The organism is Clostridium sp. MCC353 (genome assembly GCF_018785315.1).
Lineage (GTDB): Bacteria > Bacillota > Clostridia > Lachnospirales > Lachnospiraceae > CHH4-2.
Map to the genome: position 1 here is coordinate 33,963 of NZ_WQPN01000062.1, position 16,983 is coordinate 50,945.

Sequence of the window (16,983 nt, forward strand, 5' to 3'; positions counted from 1 at the left end):
AGAGGAATAGAACGCTCCATTTTGACAGACCGGCCGCCCGCTCTCAGCTTCATCTACTATATCTACATATCTTTTGTCACAACCCAGCAGCTTTTCGTGCCGCATATGTTTTCAGCCACCACATCCCCGATCTTAACGGGTGATTCCAGCCGGATATCTTTTAACAGCTCCATGGCCTTTTCTATCTCTTTTTTAGGGATCGCGCTGTCGGTTTTTACCGGGCAGCAAGGGTGTATGGCTCCCTCGATCCTGACAATGCTGGTTAATACCCTGGTTGGATTTTGAAGTTCCTTTTTGCCGTACTCTTCGCCCCTCTGGCAGCCGTAGCCGCTCACCTGATATCCGTTTTCTTCATCCACGGTTAAATGACAGCCTTTTGGGCAGACAATGCATATTAATTCAGTCATAATTTCCTCCATTCCACCAAATTACTGCTGAGTGACGGATATAGTCAGCCTGATTCCGGTCATTTTCTTCAAAAATGCCGTCGGAACGGCGATCTTTTCCATTTCCCCCGGCGCAAGATGTTCCCGCTTAAAAGAGCAGATTACATGTTCACCGTCTGTCACTTCAATCAAACTGTTTTGGTAAATGTTATCGACACGGAAGAATAACTCCGCCGCTTTTTCCGTCTGATCCGGCCGGACTTTCTGGGGAACCGTATAGTTGACATGGCTGCCCGGGACCACCTGAATCACAGCGCTGTCCCCTTCCGTCTGTCCGGCTGCGTACCTGGCCGCGGCTTTTCCTGCCTTTTGGCCTTCTATGGTGACGAAATCCACCAGGTCATGGACATGAACCACGTTGCCGCAGCCGAAAATTCCGGACGTTTCCGTTTCCATGTTCTCATAGACAAACGCCCCGTTGGTATGGGGATCCAAAGGAATGCCCGCCGCTTTGGTCAGCTCATTTTCCGGTATCAGGCCCACGCTCAGCAAAACCGTATCGCAGTCGAATTCGACTTCCGTTCCCGGCACCGGCTTTTTATCCTCTCCCACTTCAGAGATGACCACCTTTTCCACCCGGTGTTTCCCTACGATGTTGGTGATGGTGTGGGAGAGATAGAGCGGAATTTTGTAATCGTCCAGACATTGGACAATATTCCGGTTCAGGCCGTTGGAATAAGGGCAGAGTTCCACACAGGCCAGGACTTCCGCCCCTTCCAGGGTCAGGCGGCGGGCCATAATCAGGCCGATGTCACCGCTTCCCAATATGATGACCCGTTTTCCGATCATCCAGCCTTCCACATTGATGTACCGCTGGGCAGTGCCCGCTGTCAGCACGCCGGCAGGCCGGTCACCGGGAATCGCAATGGCTCCCCTGGTACGCTCCCTGCATCCCATGGCTAATACCACAGCCCCGGCTTTCACCTCCATCAGGCCGTCGGCGGTGTTGACCGCATAGACCGTCTTATCCGGATTCACCGCCAGCACCATGGTGTCCAGCTTCACATCGATTCCAAGGGCTTTAGCCTGCTTTATAAACCGGGACGCATATTCCGGCCCTGTCAGTTCCTCTTTAAAATAATGGAGCCCAAAACCATTATGGATACACTGGTTTAAAATTCCTCCCATCTCTTTATCACGTTCCAGAATCAAAACCTTTTCGGCTCCCGCTTCTTTGGCGCTGCAGGCCGCCGCCAGCCCGGCAGGGCCGCCGCCAATCACGGCAATATCATATTCCAGCCTCATTTTACGCCTCCTTAACCGGTGAGGTGATAATATAAGTCCCTTCCTCATCCATCAGAATTTCCGCAGGAGAAACGCCCAGTTCCCGGGCCAGGATCTCATGCACCCTGGGGCCGCAGAAACCGCCCTGGCACCTGCCCATTCCCGCGTTGCACCTTCTCTTTATGGCATCGATGGTGCGGGGCACAATGGGCCTGTGAATGGCTTCCACGATTTCCCCTTCCGTAACCGTCTCACAGCGGCAGATCACTCTTCCATATAATGGGTTCTCCCGGATGATCTCAGCTCTCTGTTCATCGGTCAGTTCCCGGAATTTCACCCGTTTTCTCGTATCTATGTACTCTTCCTTTTTCACCATATCAAGGCCGCAGTGTTCCAGAATCCGCCTTCCCTCCCCGGCAATGGCCGGAGCGCTGGACAGTCCGGGACTTTTTATTCCCGCCAGATTGATGAAATGGGGACATATTTCCGATTCCCCGATCACGAAATCCGGTATCTGGGTATTGGGCCGGACGCCTGCGTATTCATGGATGGCCTCTCTGAAATTGATGGATGGAATGGAACGGTGTCCATGGTTTTTTAATTCCTCCAGCATAGGGGATACTGTGGCAACGCAGTCTCCGTCTTCCACCACATAGGAATCCGGGCCCACGATCAGGTTTCCGTGCACCGTCGGCGCCACCAGAACCCCTTTAAAGCCGTATTCGTCAGGGCAGGGGAAGACTACGGAATTCATAATACCGCCCTGGCTTTTATCCAGCACATAATATTGTCCGCAGAAATTGGTCTGTTTTAAATCATGTCCTCCCACCAGTTCATACACCTGGGCCGAGAATCCGCCGCCCGCATTCATCACATATTTGGCTTCGTATGTGCCGGAAGCAGTTGTCACCCGGAAAATGCCGCCGGCTTTCTCAATTGCGGTCACTTCGCTGCAGAGCTTTACCTCCACGCCGTTTCGCACCGCGGTTTCCGCCATGGCGATGGCGTATTCCCAGGGATTGATGATGGCCGATCCCGGAGCATACAGGGCCGCTTTGATATCGGGATTCAGCGCCGGTTCAATGGAAAGCGCCTCTTCCCGGCTGATGATCCGCACGCCGGGCACCTCATTTGCCACTCCCCTTTCATAAAGGATTTCCAACTCCTTCATTTCCCGTTCATCAAAGGCGATGACAAAGGACGGCACATCCCGTCTCTCCACATCCAGCTTTTCGCAGATTTCCTTTGCCAGTTCAATCCCTTCCACGTTCAGCCTGGCCTCTAAACTTCCCACCGGGCAGTCAAAACCCGCGTGGAGAATGGCGCTGTTGGCCTTAGTCACCGCGTTGGCCACATCGTTGGAACGCTCGCAGACACAGACCGACAACTGGTATTTCGATAATTCATAGGCCATGGCCGCTCCTATGACGCCACAGCCGATAATCAGTACATCATACATGGACTCTTCCCTCCTACCACCATTTAATCTGGCTTGTCACATACTCACGTATTTTTATAAACTCGGGGCTGGTCACATCTCTTGGTCTGGGAAGATCTACCTTTAAATCCTCTTTGATCGTAGTGGGTTTGTTGCTGAGTATGAGAATCCGCTCGGCAAGGTAAACAGCCTCTTCTATATTATGGGTGATGAATAAAACCGTGCTTCCCAGCTCTTTCCACAGGCGCACCACCTCATCTTCCAGATAAAACCTCAATTTAATATCCATCTGCCCATAGGGTTCATCCATCAGGAGCAGATCCGGATTCATGGCAAACGCCCTGCCGATAATAATTCTCTGCTCCGTGCTGACGGAGAGCTGATGAGGATAGGAATCCCTGAACTCCTGTAATCCCATCAGTTTTACAATATTTTCCACCCTGGTATTGATCTCTTCTTTTGGAAGTTTTTTCAGCTCTAAGCCGAATCTCAAATTCTGTTCCACCGTCTTCCACGGAATTGCCGACGGTTCCTGAAACACAAATGCGAGATTGTGTTTTTTCGGGTCGGCGGATTCCCCGTCAATCAAAAGATCCCCTTTGGACGGCATATAGATTCTGGTTAACAGGTTTAAAAATGTGGTTTTCCCACAGCCGGTAGGCCCTACAATACAAACAAATTCCCCTTTTTTGACCTTAAAGCTGATATCATTCAGCACATGCAGGTCTCCGAAATATTTGGTGAGATTATTTACTTCTACTTTATATTCGCTCATTCTATTCCTCCATGCCGGAGCGGCTTTTTGCGCAAATATTGCTAACGCAAATTTTGCGCTGCGTAGGCACGCGCTGAGAATTTCAGATTCTCAGCTGCGATTCAAATTTGTGGTTCCGGCACAAATTCGGGTATGAAAAATAAGCCTTCAGGATTATTTTTCACGCTGCCTCTCCCTGCCCTCTCATTTTTTTCTGGCCGAAGCCATTTCCCGGTATCAAACCTTCCGTATTCCTTCTTTATAACGCCAGATCGGTATTGTCGCTGATGACTTTTCTCAAATGAAGGAATTGGGGATCGGTCGTATTGCGGGGGCGGGGCAGATCAATATCATAAATCTCTTTCACGTGTGCCGGGCAGTTGCTCAGTAAAACAATCCGGTCCGCCAGATACAAAGCTTCTTCTATATTATTGGTGACAAAGATAACCGTTCTTTTTTCCGCCTCCCAGACCCTCAGGATTTCATCCTGCATGGCGTATCTGGTCTGGGCGTCCAACTGGCCGAAGGGTTCGTCCATCAACAGAATTTCCGGGTTATTGGTATAGGCCCGGGCAATCCCCACCCTCTGTTTCATGCCGCCGGACAACTGGCTGGGATAACTTTTTTCAAATCCCTGAAGCCCCACCAGGTCAATATATTTCTGTGCTGCCTGACGCCTCTCTTTTTTAGGCACCTTTTTTACCTTTAAGCCGAATTCCACATTTTCCATAACCGTTTTCCACGGCATCAGGGCCAGTTTCTGGAACACCATGCCGATCCGCTCATCACTGCCCTTTATGACTTCGCCGTCCAGGGAAATCCTGCCGTCCACCGGACGTTCCAGCCCGGCTATCATATTCAGGATTACGGATTTCCCACACCGCCCGGGGCCTAACACCACCAGAAATTCCTGGTCGTAAACTTCCAGCGACACATCCGTCACCGCGTCAAACACCTGATCCTTAACGATATATCCCTGAGAAATGTGTTCCAGTTTTAATTTGATTTTCTTACTGTCCATGGACATACCATCCTTTCCAAGAATTGTGTGACGATGGCCAAAAGCGCCCCTACCAGCCCTATGCAGACCATGGAAAGGAGGCATAAAGCGTAGTCACCGGAATCCATGCCCCTGGTGATGAGGAAGCCGATCCCCGATTTTCCACCCAGCATTTCAGCGGCCAGAACCACCATCCAGCCTGCGGACGTGGATGTCCTGACGCCTGCAAATATGGCGTCCAGGGCCGATGGAATCCCGATTTCAAACAGCATCTGCCATTTGTCCGCATTAAAAATAGTCCCCACATCCAAATACATTTTATGTACGTTGGCAATTCCTGCCTGGGTATTTACCACAACGGGCATCAACGCCCCTATAAAAACGATCAGCACCTTGGGAAATTCCCCGGTTCCAAACCACATGGTAACTAAAGGAACCCAGGCCAACGGCGGCACCGAACGGAAGGCGGTAAAAATCGGCCCCAGAAGGGCGCATGCCTTTTTATTCCACCCGATCAGCACTCCAAAAGATATGCCCAATGACCATGCGAAAAACAACGCGATGAATACCCGTTTTAAACTGGCCCAAATGTGCTGATAAAGATTTAATTTTTTAATCGGTTTTTCCATCAAAAGCAGGTATCTGTCCCAAATTGCCCCCGGTGACGGGAAATTGCTGTTTTGGGCCGAAGACGCCGCAAACCAGAAAAGCACCAGCAGCACAACAGATATGACAGGAAGTACCAGATAAATCCGCTTACGGATCTGTTCTTTTTTCTCCGCTTCACTTTGTACGATATTCGTTTGCTTTTTTATTTTTTCCATCCCAACACCCTCTTTTCCACAGCGCCTAAAACAGAAGTGAACAGCACGCCGATCATTCCGATGACCACAATTCCCAGGATGATGATGTCCGCTCTTGCGAACTGGCGGCCCTGCAGGATCATATAGCCCAGACCGGCGCTGGCCGCCAGCATCTCGGCCGCCACCAGAGTCGCCCAGGCATTGCCCAGGGCCACGCGGACGCCTGCAAATGTCATGGTCATGGAAGACGGAATCCCGATCTTATAGAAAATCGTAAAATTGGAAGCCCCGCAGGTCTTCGCCACGTTGATTAATACCTGGCTGGTCTGTTTTATCCCCGTATAGGAATTGATCACACAGGGCACAAATGCGGAGAAAAACACGATAAATGCTTTAGCCTTCAAGCCGATTCCCATCCAGATAATCGTGAGAGGAATCCAGGATACCGGCGGAATGGGGCGCAGGATTTCAAAAACCGGACGCATGAACTGGTCAAATGCCCGAAACCATCCCATGAACAGCCCCAGGGGGATTCCGATGATGAGAGCCAGGAAAAATCCGGTCAGCGCCACCTGAAGGCTGGCTAAAATATGAATGCCCAGCACCGCTCCGTCAGGGTTTGGGTCTGTCATTTTTACGGCAAACAGTTTGACAACCTCCGTCGGCATGGGCACATACCGGCTGGGCAGCCATCCGGCCAAAACCGCGCACTGCCAAAGGATCAGGAAACCCAGAATACCTATGACCGACAGCATGGTCAGTTGGTATTCGCTTTTTTTCTTCTGGCTTTTGACCAGATTCACCCTCTCTTCATTCGACAGTTTTTTAAAAGCTTCTTTGCTGTCTTTCATGATATACCTCCTCTAAGTTGGAGAGGGTGCTTCAATTATCTTTCAGCACCCTCTGGTCATTATCATTTATTTTATATATCCGAGGGATTTTAAGGTCTCCCCGCATGCCTTTGCGACGGATGGATCAACTAAATTTTCGCTTAATATCTTTACCCGGTCCTCGTCCGTATAGCTGCCCATTGTAATGAAGAAATCCAGTGTTTCAAACAGGTCATTTTCCGCCATCAGGAGTTTGCGGTCCGCTTTGCCTTCCACATCGTCTTCTTCCGTAACCATTACCTTAACCGCATCTTCTACAGACGGGCAGGCATAAATATCCATGGATCTCTTGCATATGCTCTCGTCTGCTTCCACGCCTTCCTCCTCGCAGGATTCCACGTAGAGTTCAACGGCTTTCTTCATATTTTCATCGCTTTCCTGACACCACTGCCAGGTGAGATAATACATCATCCAGGCTGCCTGAATGGCTTCCGGTTTGCTTTCCAATGATTCCGGCGTGGCGCAGAGGCCGCATGCGGAATTGATTCCGATCTGCTTTCCGTCCGTAATTCTCACAAACCCTGAGTCCTCGGCGTTATATGCCACAGCATTCCATACGCAGAGCGCATCGCCTTCTCCTGCTTTAAATGCCGTCAGACCTGACGTCACGTCCATGTTGGTGATGGTCACATCGTCTGCCGATGCGCCGATGCTGTCTAAAAATCTCAGGAACATCAAATGAAGGTTGGTTCCGGTAGGAAGGATGATGTGTTTTCCCTTCCAGGTTTCCGGATTCTTGGGATCGCTGACAATATCTGTATCCGGTCTGGCAAACACGGCCAGATTATACTCATAATCACACACGCCGATCATGCGGATGTCGTAGTTTTTCATGCCGTTGAGCACGCCCGGACCTCCTACATCGCAGATATCCCATCCCGAACTGGCTTCCATCATGGCAGGCCCGTTAATAAAGGATTCGTATTCAATGTCGATGTTCAGCTCATCAAAGAATCCCATCTGATCCGCAATATAGAACGGCATGGAATGGCAGGAGCCGGAGAAAAATCCGATTGTCACCGTAGTTCTCTCATCCAGCGGCTTTAATCCAAAGGTGGTTCCATTTCCGCTTGCCGCCGTGCTTTCCGCTGCGCTTTCGCCTGCGGGTTCCTTCGCGGCTTCCGATGCGGGGGCAGCCGCAGTGGTCTTCTCCTCCGGTGCGCTCGACGTTTTCGTTCCTGAACCGGAACAGCCTGCCAGCATTCCTCCTGTCAGTGTAAGGGCTAAAATCCAAGCTAATGTTTTTTTCATAATGCATATTCCCCTTCCTTAAATAGATTCTGACAAATACAGAAACTCTTTAATTGTTTTTGCGTTGTTTTCCATTATTTTTGCGTTACTTTTTGCGTCCATTCTGGATAGGTTTTATTGATTTTCTAAAAGCGCGCAAAATTATAGGCAGTTTATCCAATTAAATGTTTCTTTTACGCTCGTATTTGTGCATTTTGTCACCTGCATGTTTAGAATATCATCGTTTTTTTATTTTTTCAAGAACCCTCTTTCTGATTTATGCACTTTTTTTAAGAAAACGTTTGATCCTGTTTCATTTCCACAGTTTTCTTCATTTTTTTGTGCATTTTAACGGTTATTCTGGAATTTAATAGTTATTTTTTTGACAATTGCGCTGTATTTCACATTATTTCCGTCTATTTTTGCCGTTTTTTTCTTGTTATAAAGAAAATTTGCGTTATAATAGGATTAAATAGGAGGAATGTAAATGACTGTTCGATTAAAGGATATCGCAAATGAAGCCGGTGTTTCCATCTCCACTGTCTCCCGGGTCTTAAACGATCCCAGCACCACAGCAGCCCGTCAGGATCTTCAGGAAAAGATATGGGAAATCGTCAGAAGAACCGGCTATTCTCCCAACCGCCAGGCTCAGTCGCTAAAAAACGGCACCAGGGAGCAGGAACTCACAGTGAAAAAACCGGTTTACTGCCTGATCGCATGTTCAGCGGAAGAAGTGAAAGACGATACGTTCTATACCCAGATTCTGTCCGCCATTGAACGGGAGGCATATAATAACAACTATGCCCTGGCTTATACTTTTTTTGCCCGGGACTTGGAAAATCCGGCCACCGTCCGGCAGTTTCAGGAAAACCCGAAAGACAATCTGATCGTGATCGGACGTTTCAAGCCAGCAATCATGAAAATTCTGAGCAAGGGATTTAAAAGAATTGTCTATACCGGCCTCAATGAATTGGAAATCAATTGTGATCAGGTTCTCTGCGACGGGTACAAAGGCATTATGGAAGCGGTTCAATACTTTTATGATCTGGGTCACAGGCGGATCGGACTGATCGGCAATCAGGCCAACCGGGAAGCCCGGTGCCGGGGATATTTCAGCCGGATGAAGGAATTGGGACTGACGGTGGAGCCCTGCAACCTGGCCCCTGATACCACCCTTTCCCTGGAAGGCGGCCAGCAGGGCATGATGCAGCTGATCCGGCAGAATTTTAATGCCACTGCCATCATCTGCGCCAATGATATGGTTGCCATGGGCGTTCTCCATACCTGTAAAAAGCAGGGAATCCGCGTACCGGAAGACTTGTCTGTAATGGGCATGAACGACATGGAAACCGTCCAGTATATCAGCCCCATGCTTACCACCGTCCACGTTCCCATGGATGAGATGGGCAGGGTGGCCATGCGTGTGCTGATCGACCGGGCGGAAGGAGGACATACCCTGCCCCAGAGGGTCTTTCTGCCGTTTTATATTGCGAAAAGGGAGAGCACGGCCGGAATAGCTGGGAAAGGCCGGGCGGCGGATCACGAGTAACCGGTTGGTTTTCGGCTGCATATCGATTGAATCCTGGCTGCATTTACCTCATTTTCCACAGTACCCACCATGGTTCGGTTCAACGCTGTAAGAAAGTTGAGGTTTTAAAATCCGGATATTTCTGATAGAATAGCGTCAGTTAGAATCTTATTTTGCCGAGGGATGTGATTGATATGAAATTAGAAAAGATGGACGCATTTTTTGACAGCCGCCTGGATATTTACGAAGACCATCAGCTTAACTGCATTGAATCCGCCAAAGAATTTTACCCCTATACGGCCTCGCTGCTGCCGGTAACGCCGGGATGCCGGGTGCTGGATTTAGGCTGCGGGACCGGGCTGGAACTGGACGAATACTTTAAGCGCAATCCGGGCGCCCGGGTGACCGGGATCGATCTGGCCTGCGGAATGCTGAAAACCCTGAGGGCTAAATTTCCGGATAAGAACCTGAATCTCATTCAAGGTTCCTATTTTGATGTGCCTTTTGGAGAGCAGGTATTCGATGCCGCCGTGTCGGCAGAATCCCTTCACCATTTTACAGCAGAACAGAAAATACCGCTCTATACCAAATTATGCCGTTCTTTAAAAGACAGCGGGTACTTTATTCTGACGGATTATCTGGTGGAAAGGGAGGAGGAAGAAGCGCTGTATTTCAGGGAATTGGCCCGTTTAAAAAAAGATAACGGGATATGTGACAGCGGTTTCTATCATTATGATACGCCATTGACAAGAAAACATGAAATTGAGGCGCTGCTGGCCGGTGGATTTTCAAAAGTTGAGGTGATCGGGAAGTGGCAGAACACTTATGTGTTGAAAGCTGACAAATAGGACCGTCTCTCATAATACTTTCTATTATTTAATTCACTAAGCAGGCTTCGCTAAGCTGCTGCATTTCACTGCCCTACTTCCTGCATATTTTAATTAAACGACAAAAGCAAATCCTGTACTGCTAGTGCCTTCCGCAATAAAAAAGCATTGACCGGACTATTAAGCGCACTTCTAGATATGCCCGCTGAAGATATAAAAGAATTGGAATTTCCGGATACATTTTTACATGGTGAATATGAGGGAGATCGAGAAGGAATTCTGGATGTCCGCATCCATCTGAATAATGAACGTAAGATAAATATTGAAATCCAGATACTGGAATATCCATTTTGGGAAGAACGTTCCCTATACTATCTCAGCAAAATGTTTATAGACGGATTTGCAAAAGGGGAAAGTTATTCCGTATTGGAAGAATGTATACATATTAGCATATTAGGGTTTGATCTGTTTCATGCTGATCACTATTTTTCCAAGATCAGGTTAATGGACGAAAAAACACATACCATATATAGTGACAAGCTGAGCTTGCGCATATTATACTTAAATCAGTTGGAGCAGGTTTCCGTAGAAGAATCCAAGGAAGAAGTTTATAAATGGGCGAAGCTGATATCAGCTAAAGATTGGAAGGTGTTAAAAGACGGCATGGGACAGAACGAGATTGACCGTCTGGAAAGAGACGAAACATTTAAAAATGAGATGATAAGAACCTATATCAGCAACCGATAACAAACCGCCTCTTTGCCGGTATTTTACCCAAAGAGGCGGCTCTTTTATTATTTAAACTAATGGAAATACCGTCATAATCCAGCCCACCGATACGACGCAGCAGATTATAGAAAGGATCCAGGACTGTTTAAACATAGACCTTTGGTCATAGCCTCCGCATTCCATCATATACGGAATGGCTGCGGTAGCCATAGGCGTCATGAACGCGGACAGGCAGGCCGCCTGGATTAAGATCATCAATCCAACCGGATTGGCACCGATAGCCGCGCAGGTTGCAATGGCAATGGGGTGAAAGATCAGCATCGTACCACGGTTCTGCATTACCTGGGTGAGTGCAAATGGAATGATGAAGAAAATGAAACCGACAATATAGGAATTCCCCCCTACAGCCGACACCATGCCCGCAATATGGCCTCCGATCAGTTCGCCTGCGCCGGTTCCGCTTAAAGCTCCCGACATGGCCAGGGCACCCACAATTAAAAACAACATGCTGAACGGAATGGATGCGGTAGCTTCCCTGGGTTTTAATACGCCGAACAGCACCATAGCTAAAGCACCGAGAACGGTGATCTCCCAGTTTTGCATGCCGATCTGCTGTGCAAACATGAGCGCCAATGCATCCGCAAAGAAAATGATAATTCCCGCGTATTCCTGAAATGCCTTCAGAGGTTCTTTCGCCGCAGTTTTTACAGCAGCGGTTGAAGGCGGAAGAATGGGCTCATCCGGAGCTAATTTTGTAGCAAAAAATGAACAGTAAATCACACAGATAATTAACAGCGGCAGACGTCCCAGCATGGGATCCAGAATTCCAACCGTGAAGTCCAGATAACCGTAGCTCTCCAGGTAACCGTTCAATTCCGCCGCAACTGTGGCCCCCGCTCCCACCGGGAACGTGCAGCAGGTCACAACCGTAACAACGCCAAGAGGGAACATTACCTTGCTGGATTTAATTCCCATGCTCTCTGCAGAAGCTAAAAGCATTGGCGCCACAATCCCCATCGCCACAATCGGGCTTTGGATGAACTGGCTCAACAGCATGCCGATCAGCACATATCCAAACATCAGTTTATTTAAATTCCCTTTTGCCACCTTTGAAATCTGATTCGCTACATTGGTGCAGAACTGGGTTCTGTTAAAACCGGCAGCCACCACGCACATACCGCCGATCATCACCACATTATTGTTGGAAAAATAGGCGAGCCCCTCTTTTGCATCCAGGCATCCGGTTACCACCAGCGCCATCATGGATACAAGGGATACAGTAGCAAGACTGTATTTTCCGCTGCAAAATCCGATTACCATAACCGCAAATATAATAAGACATATTGTCAACTGACTCATTTGTACCTCCTCATACATCTAAATTTATAGTCATTTCCCCTCATTTATAATCTGCTTTGCTTATTGGTCGCAGATGGAACCATCCACATTCAGCCGGGTGAGAATCTGGTGAGGGCGGAATGGGAATTTCTCTTCCAAATCAGGAATCACATCGATTCCAAGCCCCTCTTCCTCAGGCACCGGAAGGTATCCGTGATCCATAACCGGAATGTGATCCACCATATCGCACTGGCGCAGTTTCACGCCGCTGCCAGTCAAATGATCTGCCGTGGAGGCAGCATAAGGATTGGGATACTCACATATGGCTATATTATCCGTGGCCGCGCAAAAATGGAGCAGGGCGTTGGTCATAACCGGGCTCAACGGATTATGGGGTACCAGGCTGACGTGACGGGCTTCAGCCACCGCCGCTATTTTTTTCGCCCCGGTGAAGCCGCCGCATACGCCCAGGGACGCACGGATATAACTGCACGCCTCCCGTTCCAGAAGCATTTCAAATTCATGTACCGTATTGATCCGTTCGCCTGTGGCAATGGGAATGCGGCACTTTTTCGCCAAAAGACCCATGGAATCAAAATTATCCGGCCTGATGGGATCTTCCAAAAACATGGGGTTATAAGGTTCCAGCCGCGCACTGAGCTGAACTGCCAGCCCTGGTTCCAGCCGCCGGTGCAGTTCCAGACACAAATCAACCTCTTCCCCCACCGCTTCCCTGATCTTTGCAATCCGGCGTTCCGCTTTGTAGAGCATGGCCGAGTTCCCGTCTCCATAGGGCTTTGTCCGCGGTTCATCCAGATAGGGGTTCAAATGCCCCAATGCCGTATATCCCTGTTCCACGCCTTTCACAGCATTTTCTATCAATTCTTCTTCCGTCCGCCCTGCGGTATGATTGTACACCCGCACTTTATCTCTGCATTTTCCGCCTAACAGCCGGTAAACAGGCACATGGTAGAATTTGCCGGAAATGTCCCAGAGCGCAATGTCAATGGCCGACATAGCCCCCATAACAGCCGCGCCGCGAAAATGGGAAAACCGGTACAAATACTGCCAATGATGTTCAATATCCAGCGGGTTCTGGCCAATCAAATATTCTTTCATAACCAAAATCGCGCCGGCTGACGCCTCTAAAAATCCCCAGGCGCCGCTTTCCCCCAATCCGGTTATCCCTTCATCCGTATAGATTTTACAAAATACACTGCGGTTTGCGCGCAGCACCTTTACATCTGTTATTTTCATAATCCCCTCCTGCTATTTGATCCTGTAAGGCGCCAGCAGTTCCCGGTTGATGTCCAGACCTGCCCCCGGCGCCTGGCTTGGGCTGACTGTGCCGTCCGCATTGAAAATGACCGGATGCTGAAATGCTTCATAAACCTTTTCATCATACTGGGGCGGATAAAATTCGGCTATCACTGCATTTGGCACCGCACAGTCCAAATGAATGTGAAGCTGCTGCTGTCCATGGGGGCTCATCACGATTCCATTGGCATCCGCATAACCTGCCACCTTCATGAATTCCGTTACGCCGCCCAGACAGGCCGCATCCGGGTTCAGAATGCTGACGGCCTGGGTGTTGATTAAATCCCGGAAACCGAAACGGGTTATTTCATTTTCCCCGGCCGCAATGGGAATATTGCTTTTGGCAGCAACTTTCCTGTATCCGTCGTAGTCATCCGCATCCACAGGCTCTTCGAACCAATAGGGCCGGTACTCTTCCACCATTTTTGAAAACTCAATGGCTTCAAAAAAACGGTAGGCGCAGTTGGCGTCCAGCATCAGCTTCGTATCTTCTCCAACCGCCTGGCGCACTGCTTTTACCCTTTCAGCATCCTCTCTCATGGACAGAGCGCCCACTTTCATTTTCACCGCATCGATGCCCCAGCTTTTGTATTCCATCATTTCTTCCTGAAGCTCTTTGATCCCTTTGTCCTTTGCATAATAACCTCCGGCTATGTAACAGGGTATCCGCTCCTGGTATCCGCCCAGCAGTTTGTATAACGGCATTCCCGCCGCCTTTGCCTTAATATCCCACAGAGCGATATCGATCGCGGAAACGGTCTTGCAGCTAGTGCCTTTCCTGCCTATGAATTTCGGTACATAGGTCTTCTGCCAGAGCCTTTCATTGTTCAGCGGATCCTGGCCGATGACCGCCTTCCCCATGGTTTCAGCAAATTCAATGGCCCAACTGCACCCGTATCCCGTAATCCCCTCATCCGTGTCAATGATTAACAGGTTCAGTTCATTGTGGGTGTAAAGATGCTTTCCATTGGCAATGGGCTTTTCTTTCGGCCAGCGGTACTGTTCTGTACGAACATCTGTAATCTTCATTCTGCCCTCTCCTTTTTGTTTTTCAGGTTTTACCTGAGATTTTAGATGGTGGTTTTAGTTGATGCTTTTAGTTGATGGTTTTAATTGATGCTTTTAGTTGATGGTTTAGATGGTGGTTTTAATTGATGCTTTTAGTTGATGGTTTAGATGGTGGTTTAGTTGATGGTTTAGTTGATATTTTTATGCTAACATGGGGTGGGTTCAAAGTCCAATACCGTTAAATCATCGGGTTATCAGATGTTTTTATGCTATAAATAAACTCTATTCCTTGATAGAATTTATTAATTGGCAGAGGAGGGGATTGATGATAGATTGTCTGATGGGGACGAGGGGCTGCCGTTGGGGATGGGGGCCGCCTGGATTGGGATGAGGGACTGCCTGACGAGGATGAGGGACTACCTGAATTGGGATGAGGGACTACCGATTCGGGATAAGGGACTACCGATTCGGGATGAGGGACTACCGATTCGGGATGAGGGACTGCCGATTCGGGATGAGGGGCTACCGATTCGGGATGAGGGGCTGCCGATTCGGGATGAGGGGCTACCTGGCAGGAATGAGGGGCTGCCTGTTGGGGATAGGAGTGCCTGACGGGATGAGGGGCTGCCTGTTGGGGGTGGGGACTCCCTATTGGGGATGAGGAGCCGCATATAGCCGGGATGGCTAAAAGGAATCGTTGGCGGCAGTTAATGACAGATTCCTGCCAGTGGCCCCGGCAATACGCTGTGCCAGCGGGAATATGGCAACAACTGATTGCAGCCGTTTAATCCCATTCCATCTCTTCCTCGCTTTACATTTACCAAAAATCCCCCTATAATCAAAACAAGGATGTACTGCAAAAAAACAGATCACGGAGGGAATTTCATGCTATACGAAAAACTGAACTATGTTCTCACTATCGCAGAAGAACAGAACCTGACCCGGGCGGCAAAACGGCTGTTCATTTCACAGCCAACCTTGACTTTATATTTAAACCGTCTTGAGGCAGAACTTGGCGTCAGGCTGTTTGACCGGAGCAAGACGCCCATAACTCTGACGGAAGCAGGATCCTATTACATCGAAGAAATGAAAAAGATTTCAGCATCAGAACAGCTGCTCAGAAATGACATCAAGTTTATTGCCAATCCGTCTCAGACTTTGATTGTAGGAATCGGACAGGTCCGTGGCCATCATTGGCTTCCCATGATGCTGCCTACATTTTGCTCCATTTACCCCCATGTCAACGTCCAGGTTGTTCAGTCCACAGAACAGTATCTCAACGAAGCGCTCCATACCCGGCGCATGGATGTGGCTTTCGGTGTCCTCCCTTCGTCTGTCTCGGATTTAAAGGTCGTTGATCTGATGTATGAAAAAATGTTTTTGGTCTCCCACAGAAAATTTGGACTTGTTCCCTATTCCGAACGCAGCCAGTATTCTGCCGTCCACCCTTACGTCATCCCATACAGCAAATTGAACGGCCTTCCATTCATCATTCCCCAGGTCAATAACGGCCTGTATGACAGTTATGAAAAGATCGTGCTGGAAAATCAGATCCATCCTTCCCGCACCATTTCAGTCAATAATCTAAAAACAGGGCTGGAACTGGCTTTAAAAGGGCTGGGCGTCCAGCTTTTATCCGGGTCAATTTTGCAGTGTGAGCCGAATCAGGCAGATGTGGGGGAATATTTGGATTTTTGTGTGCTTGAGGATATGCCGCAGACCAGGAAATGTGTGGCGGCCTATGACGGGAATAGTATTAAACTGAATTTGATTGAGGATTTGATACGGATTGTGCAGAATGAGGTGCTGCCGGATTGTAAGCATATTAGTTTGATTGAGTGAGGATGAGGGATTGGTGGAATAAGTAAAAAGATATAGGGCGTATTTGAATTATGATGTTTTTAGATTGGCATTATTGGAAAGATCGATGAGAATTAATAGGGCGGATAGAATTGCTTTTAAATAGATTTGGAACTTTTAATAATAAGGCTCCCTTTCTGGATAGACATGGTTTTTATTACATTAGTCTTCCTGGAAGGGGGTTTTTTTGATTTCTCACTGATTTTTGAAGCTTTATTTGTTTAGGGATTTTAAATTATAATAATATGGGACTTCGCGAAGGCTGGCAGTTATGTACAAAACGACAAAGGGCTGATTATCGCTTTCAATTCACAGCCTCACACGAAGACCAACCAGAGACACTGATTGAGACAGGATTTGATGATAGGATTTCACCCCACAGCCCTCACGCGAAGGCCAACCAGAACGCTATAAAATTAGTGATACAACGTGCTGACATTTCAACCCACAACCCTCACGCGAAGGCCGACATTATTTGGATAATCAAACTACCTACATGCTTGTATTTCAACCCACAGCCCTCACGCGAAGGCCGACGGGTGTAAGCCCCGGAAATAAAAAACAAAAGTAAAATTTCAACCCACAGCCCTC

The 16,983-nt window shown here is 48.5% G+C and carries 14 protein-coding genes and 1 pseudogene; 4 read left to right on the plus strand and 11 right to left on the minus strand.

Going from position 1 to position 16,983, the window contains the following annotated elements:
• Positions 1 to 62 precede the first annotated feature (62 nt).
• From GPL15_RS12265 to GPL15_RS12300, 8 genes are all read right to left on the minus strand, one after another.
• Positions 63 to 407 (minus strand): DUF1667 domain-containing protein, encoded by a 345-nt coding sequence (locus tag GPL15_RS12265; RefSeq protein ID WP_215698961.1) that lies wholly within the window; start codon positions 405 to 407, stop codon positions 63 to 65.
• Between the two features lie 21 nt (positions 408 to 428).
• Positions 429 to 1,685 carry an FAD-dependent oxidoreductase gene (locus GPL15_RS12270; protein WP_215698976.1) on the minus strand — a complete coding sequence of 419 codons (1,257 nt, stop codon included), beginning with the start codon at positions 1,683 to 1,685 and terminating at the stop codon, positions 429 to 431.
• Positions 1,686 to 1,692: 7 nt separating this feature from the next.
• Positions 1,693 to 3,129, minus strand: coding sequence for an NAD(P)/FAD-dependent oxidoreductase (locus tag GPL15_RS12275; RefSeq protein ID WP_215698962.1), 1,437 nt, complete (start codon positions 3,127 to 3,129; stop codon positions 1,693 to 1,695).
• A 13-nt stretch (positions 3,130 to 3,142) separates the two neighbouring features.
• A complete protein-coding gene (locus GPL15_RS12280) occupies positions 3,143 to 3,883 on the minus strand; it encodes an ABC transporter ATP-binding protein (protein WP_215698963.1) in 741 nt (246 codons plus the stop codon).
• Positions 3,884 to 4,121: 238 nt separating this feature from the next.
• Positions 4,122 to 4,883, minus strand: a complete 762-nt coding sequence (locus tag GPL15_RS12285; RefSeq protein ID WP_215698964.1) for an ABC transporter ATP-binding protein — start codon at positions 4,881 to 4,883, stop codon at positions 4,122 to 4,124.
• Complete coding sequence (locus GPL15_RS12290; protein ID WP_215698965.1) at positions 4,859 to 5,686, minus strand: ABC transporter permease; 828 nt, start codon at positions 5,684 to 5,686, stop codon at positions 4,859 to 4,861. The genes GPL15_RS12285 and GPL15_RS12290 overlap by 25 nt, the downstream gene beginning before the upstream one ends.
• Positions 5,674 to 6,516, minus strand: coding sequence for an ABC transporter permease (locus GPL15_RS12295; protein WP_215698966.1), 843 nt, complete (start codon positions 6,514 to 6,516; stop codon positions 5,674 to 5,676). The genes GPL15_RS12290 and GPL15_RS12295 overlap by 13 nt, the downstream gene beginning before the upstream one ends.
• A 66-nt stretch (positions 6,517 to 6,582) precedes the next feature.
• Positions 6,583 to 7,806, minus strand: coding sequence for an ABC transporter substrate-binding protein (locus tag GPL15_RS12300; RefSeq protein WP_252198353.1), 1,224 nt, complete (start codon positions 7,804 to 7,806; stop codon positions 6,583 to 6,585).
• Positions 7,807 to 8,272: 466 nt separating this feature from the next.
• On the opposite strand from GPL15_RS12300, the gene GPL15_RS12305 reads away from it, so the two are divergent.
• The 3 genes and pseudogenes from GPL15_RS12305 to GPL15_RS12315 form a co-directional block, all read left to right on the plus strand.
• Positions 8,273 to 9,334 (plus strand): LacI family DNA-binding transcriptional regulator, encoded by a 1,062-nt coding sequence (locus GPL15_RS12305; protein WP_215698967.1) that lies wholly within the window; start codon positions 8,273 to 8,275, stop codon positions 9,332 to 9,334.
• Positions 9,335 to 9,507: 173 nt separating this feature from the next.
• Complete coding sequence (locus GPL15_RS12310) at positions 9,508 to 10,161, plus strand: class I SAM-dependent methyltransferase (RefSeq protein WP_215698968.1); 654 nt, start codon at positions 9,508 to 9,510, stop codon at positions 10,159 to 10,161.
• Between the two features lie 144 nt (positions 10,162 to 10,305).
• A pseudogene (locus tag GPL15_RS12315) lies at positions 10,306 to 10,887 on the plus strand (Rpn family recombination-promoting nuclease/putative transposase); the annotation flags it as partial.
• Between the two features lie 51 nt (positions 10,888 to 10,938).
• Here the strand turns inward: GPL15_RS12315 and GPL15_RS12320 are convergent.
• From GPL15_RS12320 to GPL15_RS12330, 3 genes are read right to left on the minus strand one after another with little or no spacing between them, the layout of a single operon-like run.
• Positions 10,939 to 12,228, minus strand: coding sequence for an SLC13 family permease (locus tag GPL15_RS12320; protein WP_215698970.1), 1,290 nt, complete (start codon positions 12,226 to 12,228; stop codon positions 10,939 to 10,941).
• A gap of 60 nt (positions 12,229 to 12,288) precedes the next feature.
• On the minus strand, positions 12,289 to 13,464 hold the full coding sequence (locus GPL15_RS12325; protein WP_215698971.1) for a mandelate racemase/muconate lactonizing enzyme family protein: 1,176 nt from the start codon (positions 13,462 to 13,464) through the stop codon (positions 12,289 to 12,291).
• A gap of 12 nt (positions 13,465 to 13,476) precedes the next feature.
• Positions 13,477 to 14,553 carry a mandelate racemase/muconate lactonizing enzyme family protein gene (locus GPL15_RS12330; RefSeq protein WP_215698972.1) on the minus strand — a complete coding sequence of 359 codons (1,077 nt, stop codon included), beginning with the start codon at positions 14,551 to 14,553 and terminating at the stop codon, positions 13,477 to 13,479.
• 864 nt (positions 14,554 to 15,417) lie between these two features.
• Here GPL15_RS12330 and GPL15_RS12335 point away from each other — a divergent pair.
• Positions 15,418 to 16,374, plus strand: coding sequence for a LysR family transcriptional regulator (locus GPL15_RS12335; RefSeq protein WP_215698973.1), 957 nt, complete (start codon positions 15,418 to 15,420; stop codon positions 16,372 to 16,374).
• The last annotated feature ends 609 nt before the right edge of the window (positions 16,375 to 16,983 follow it).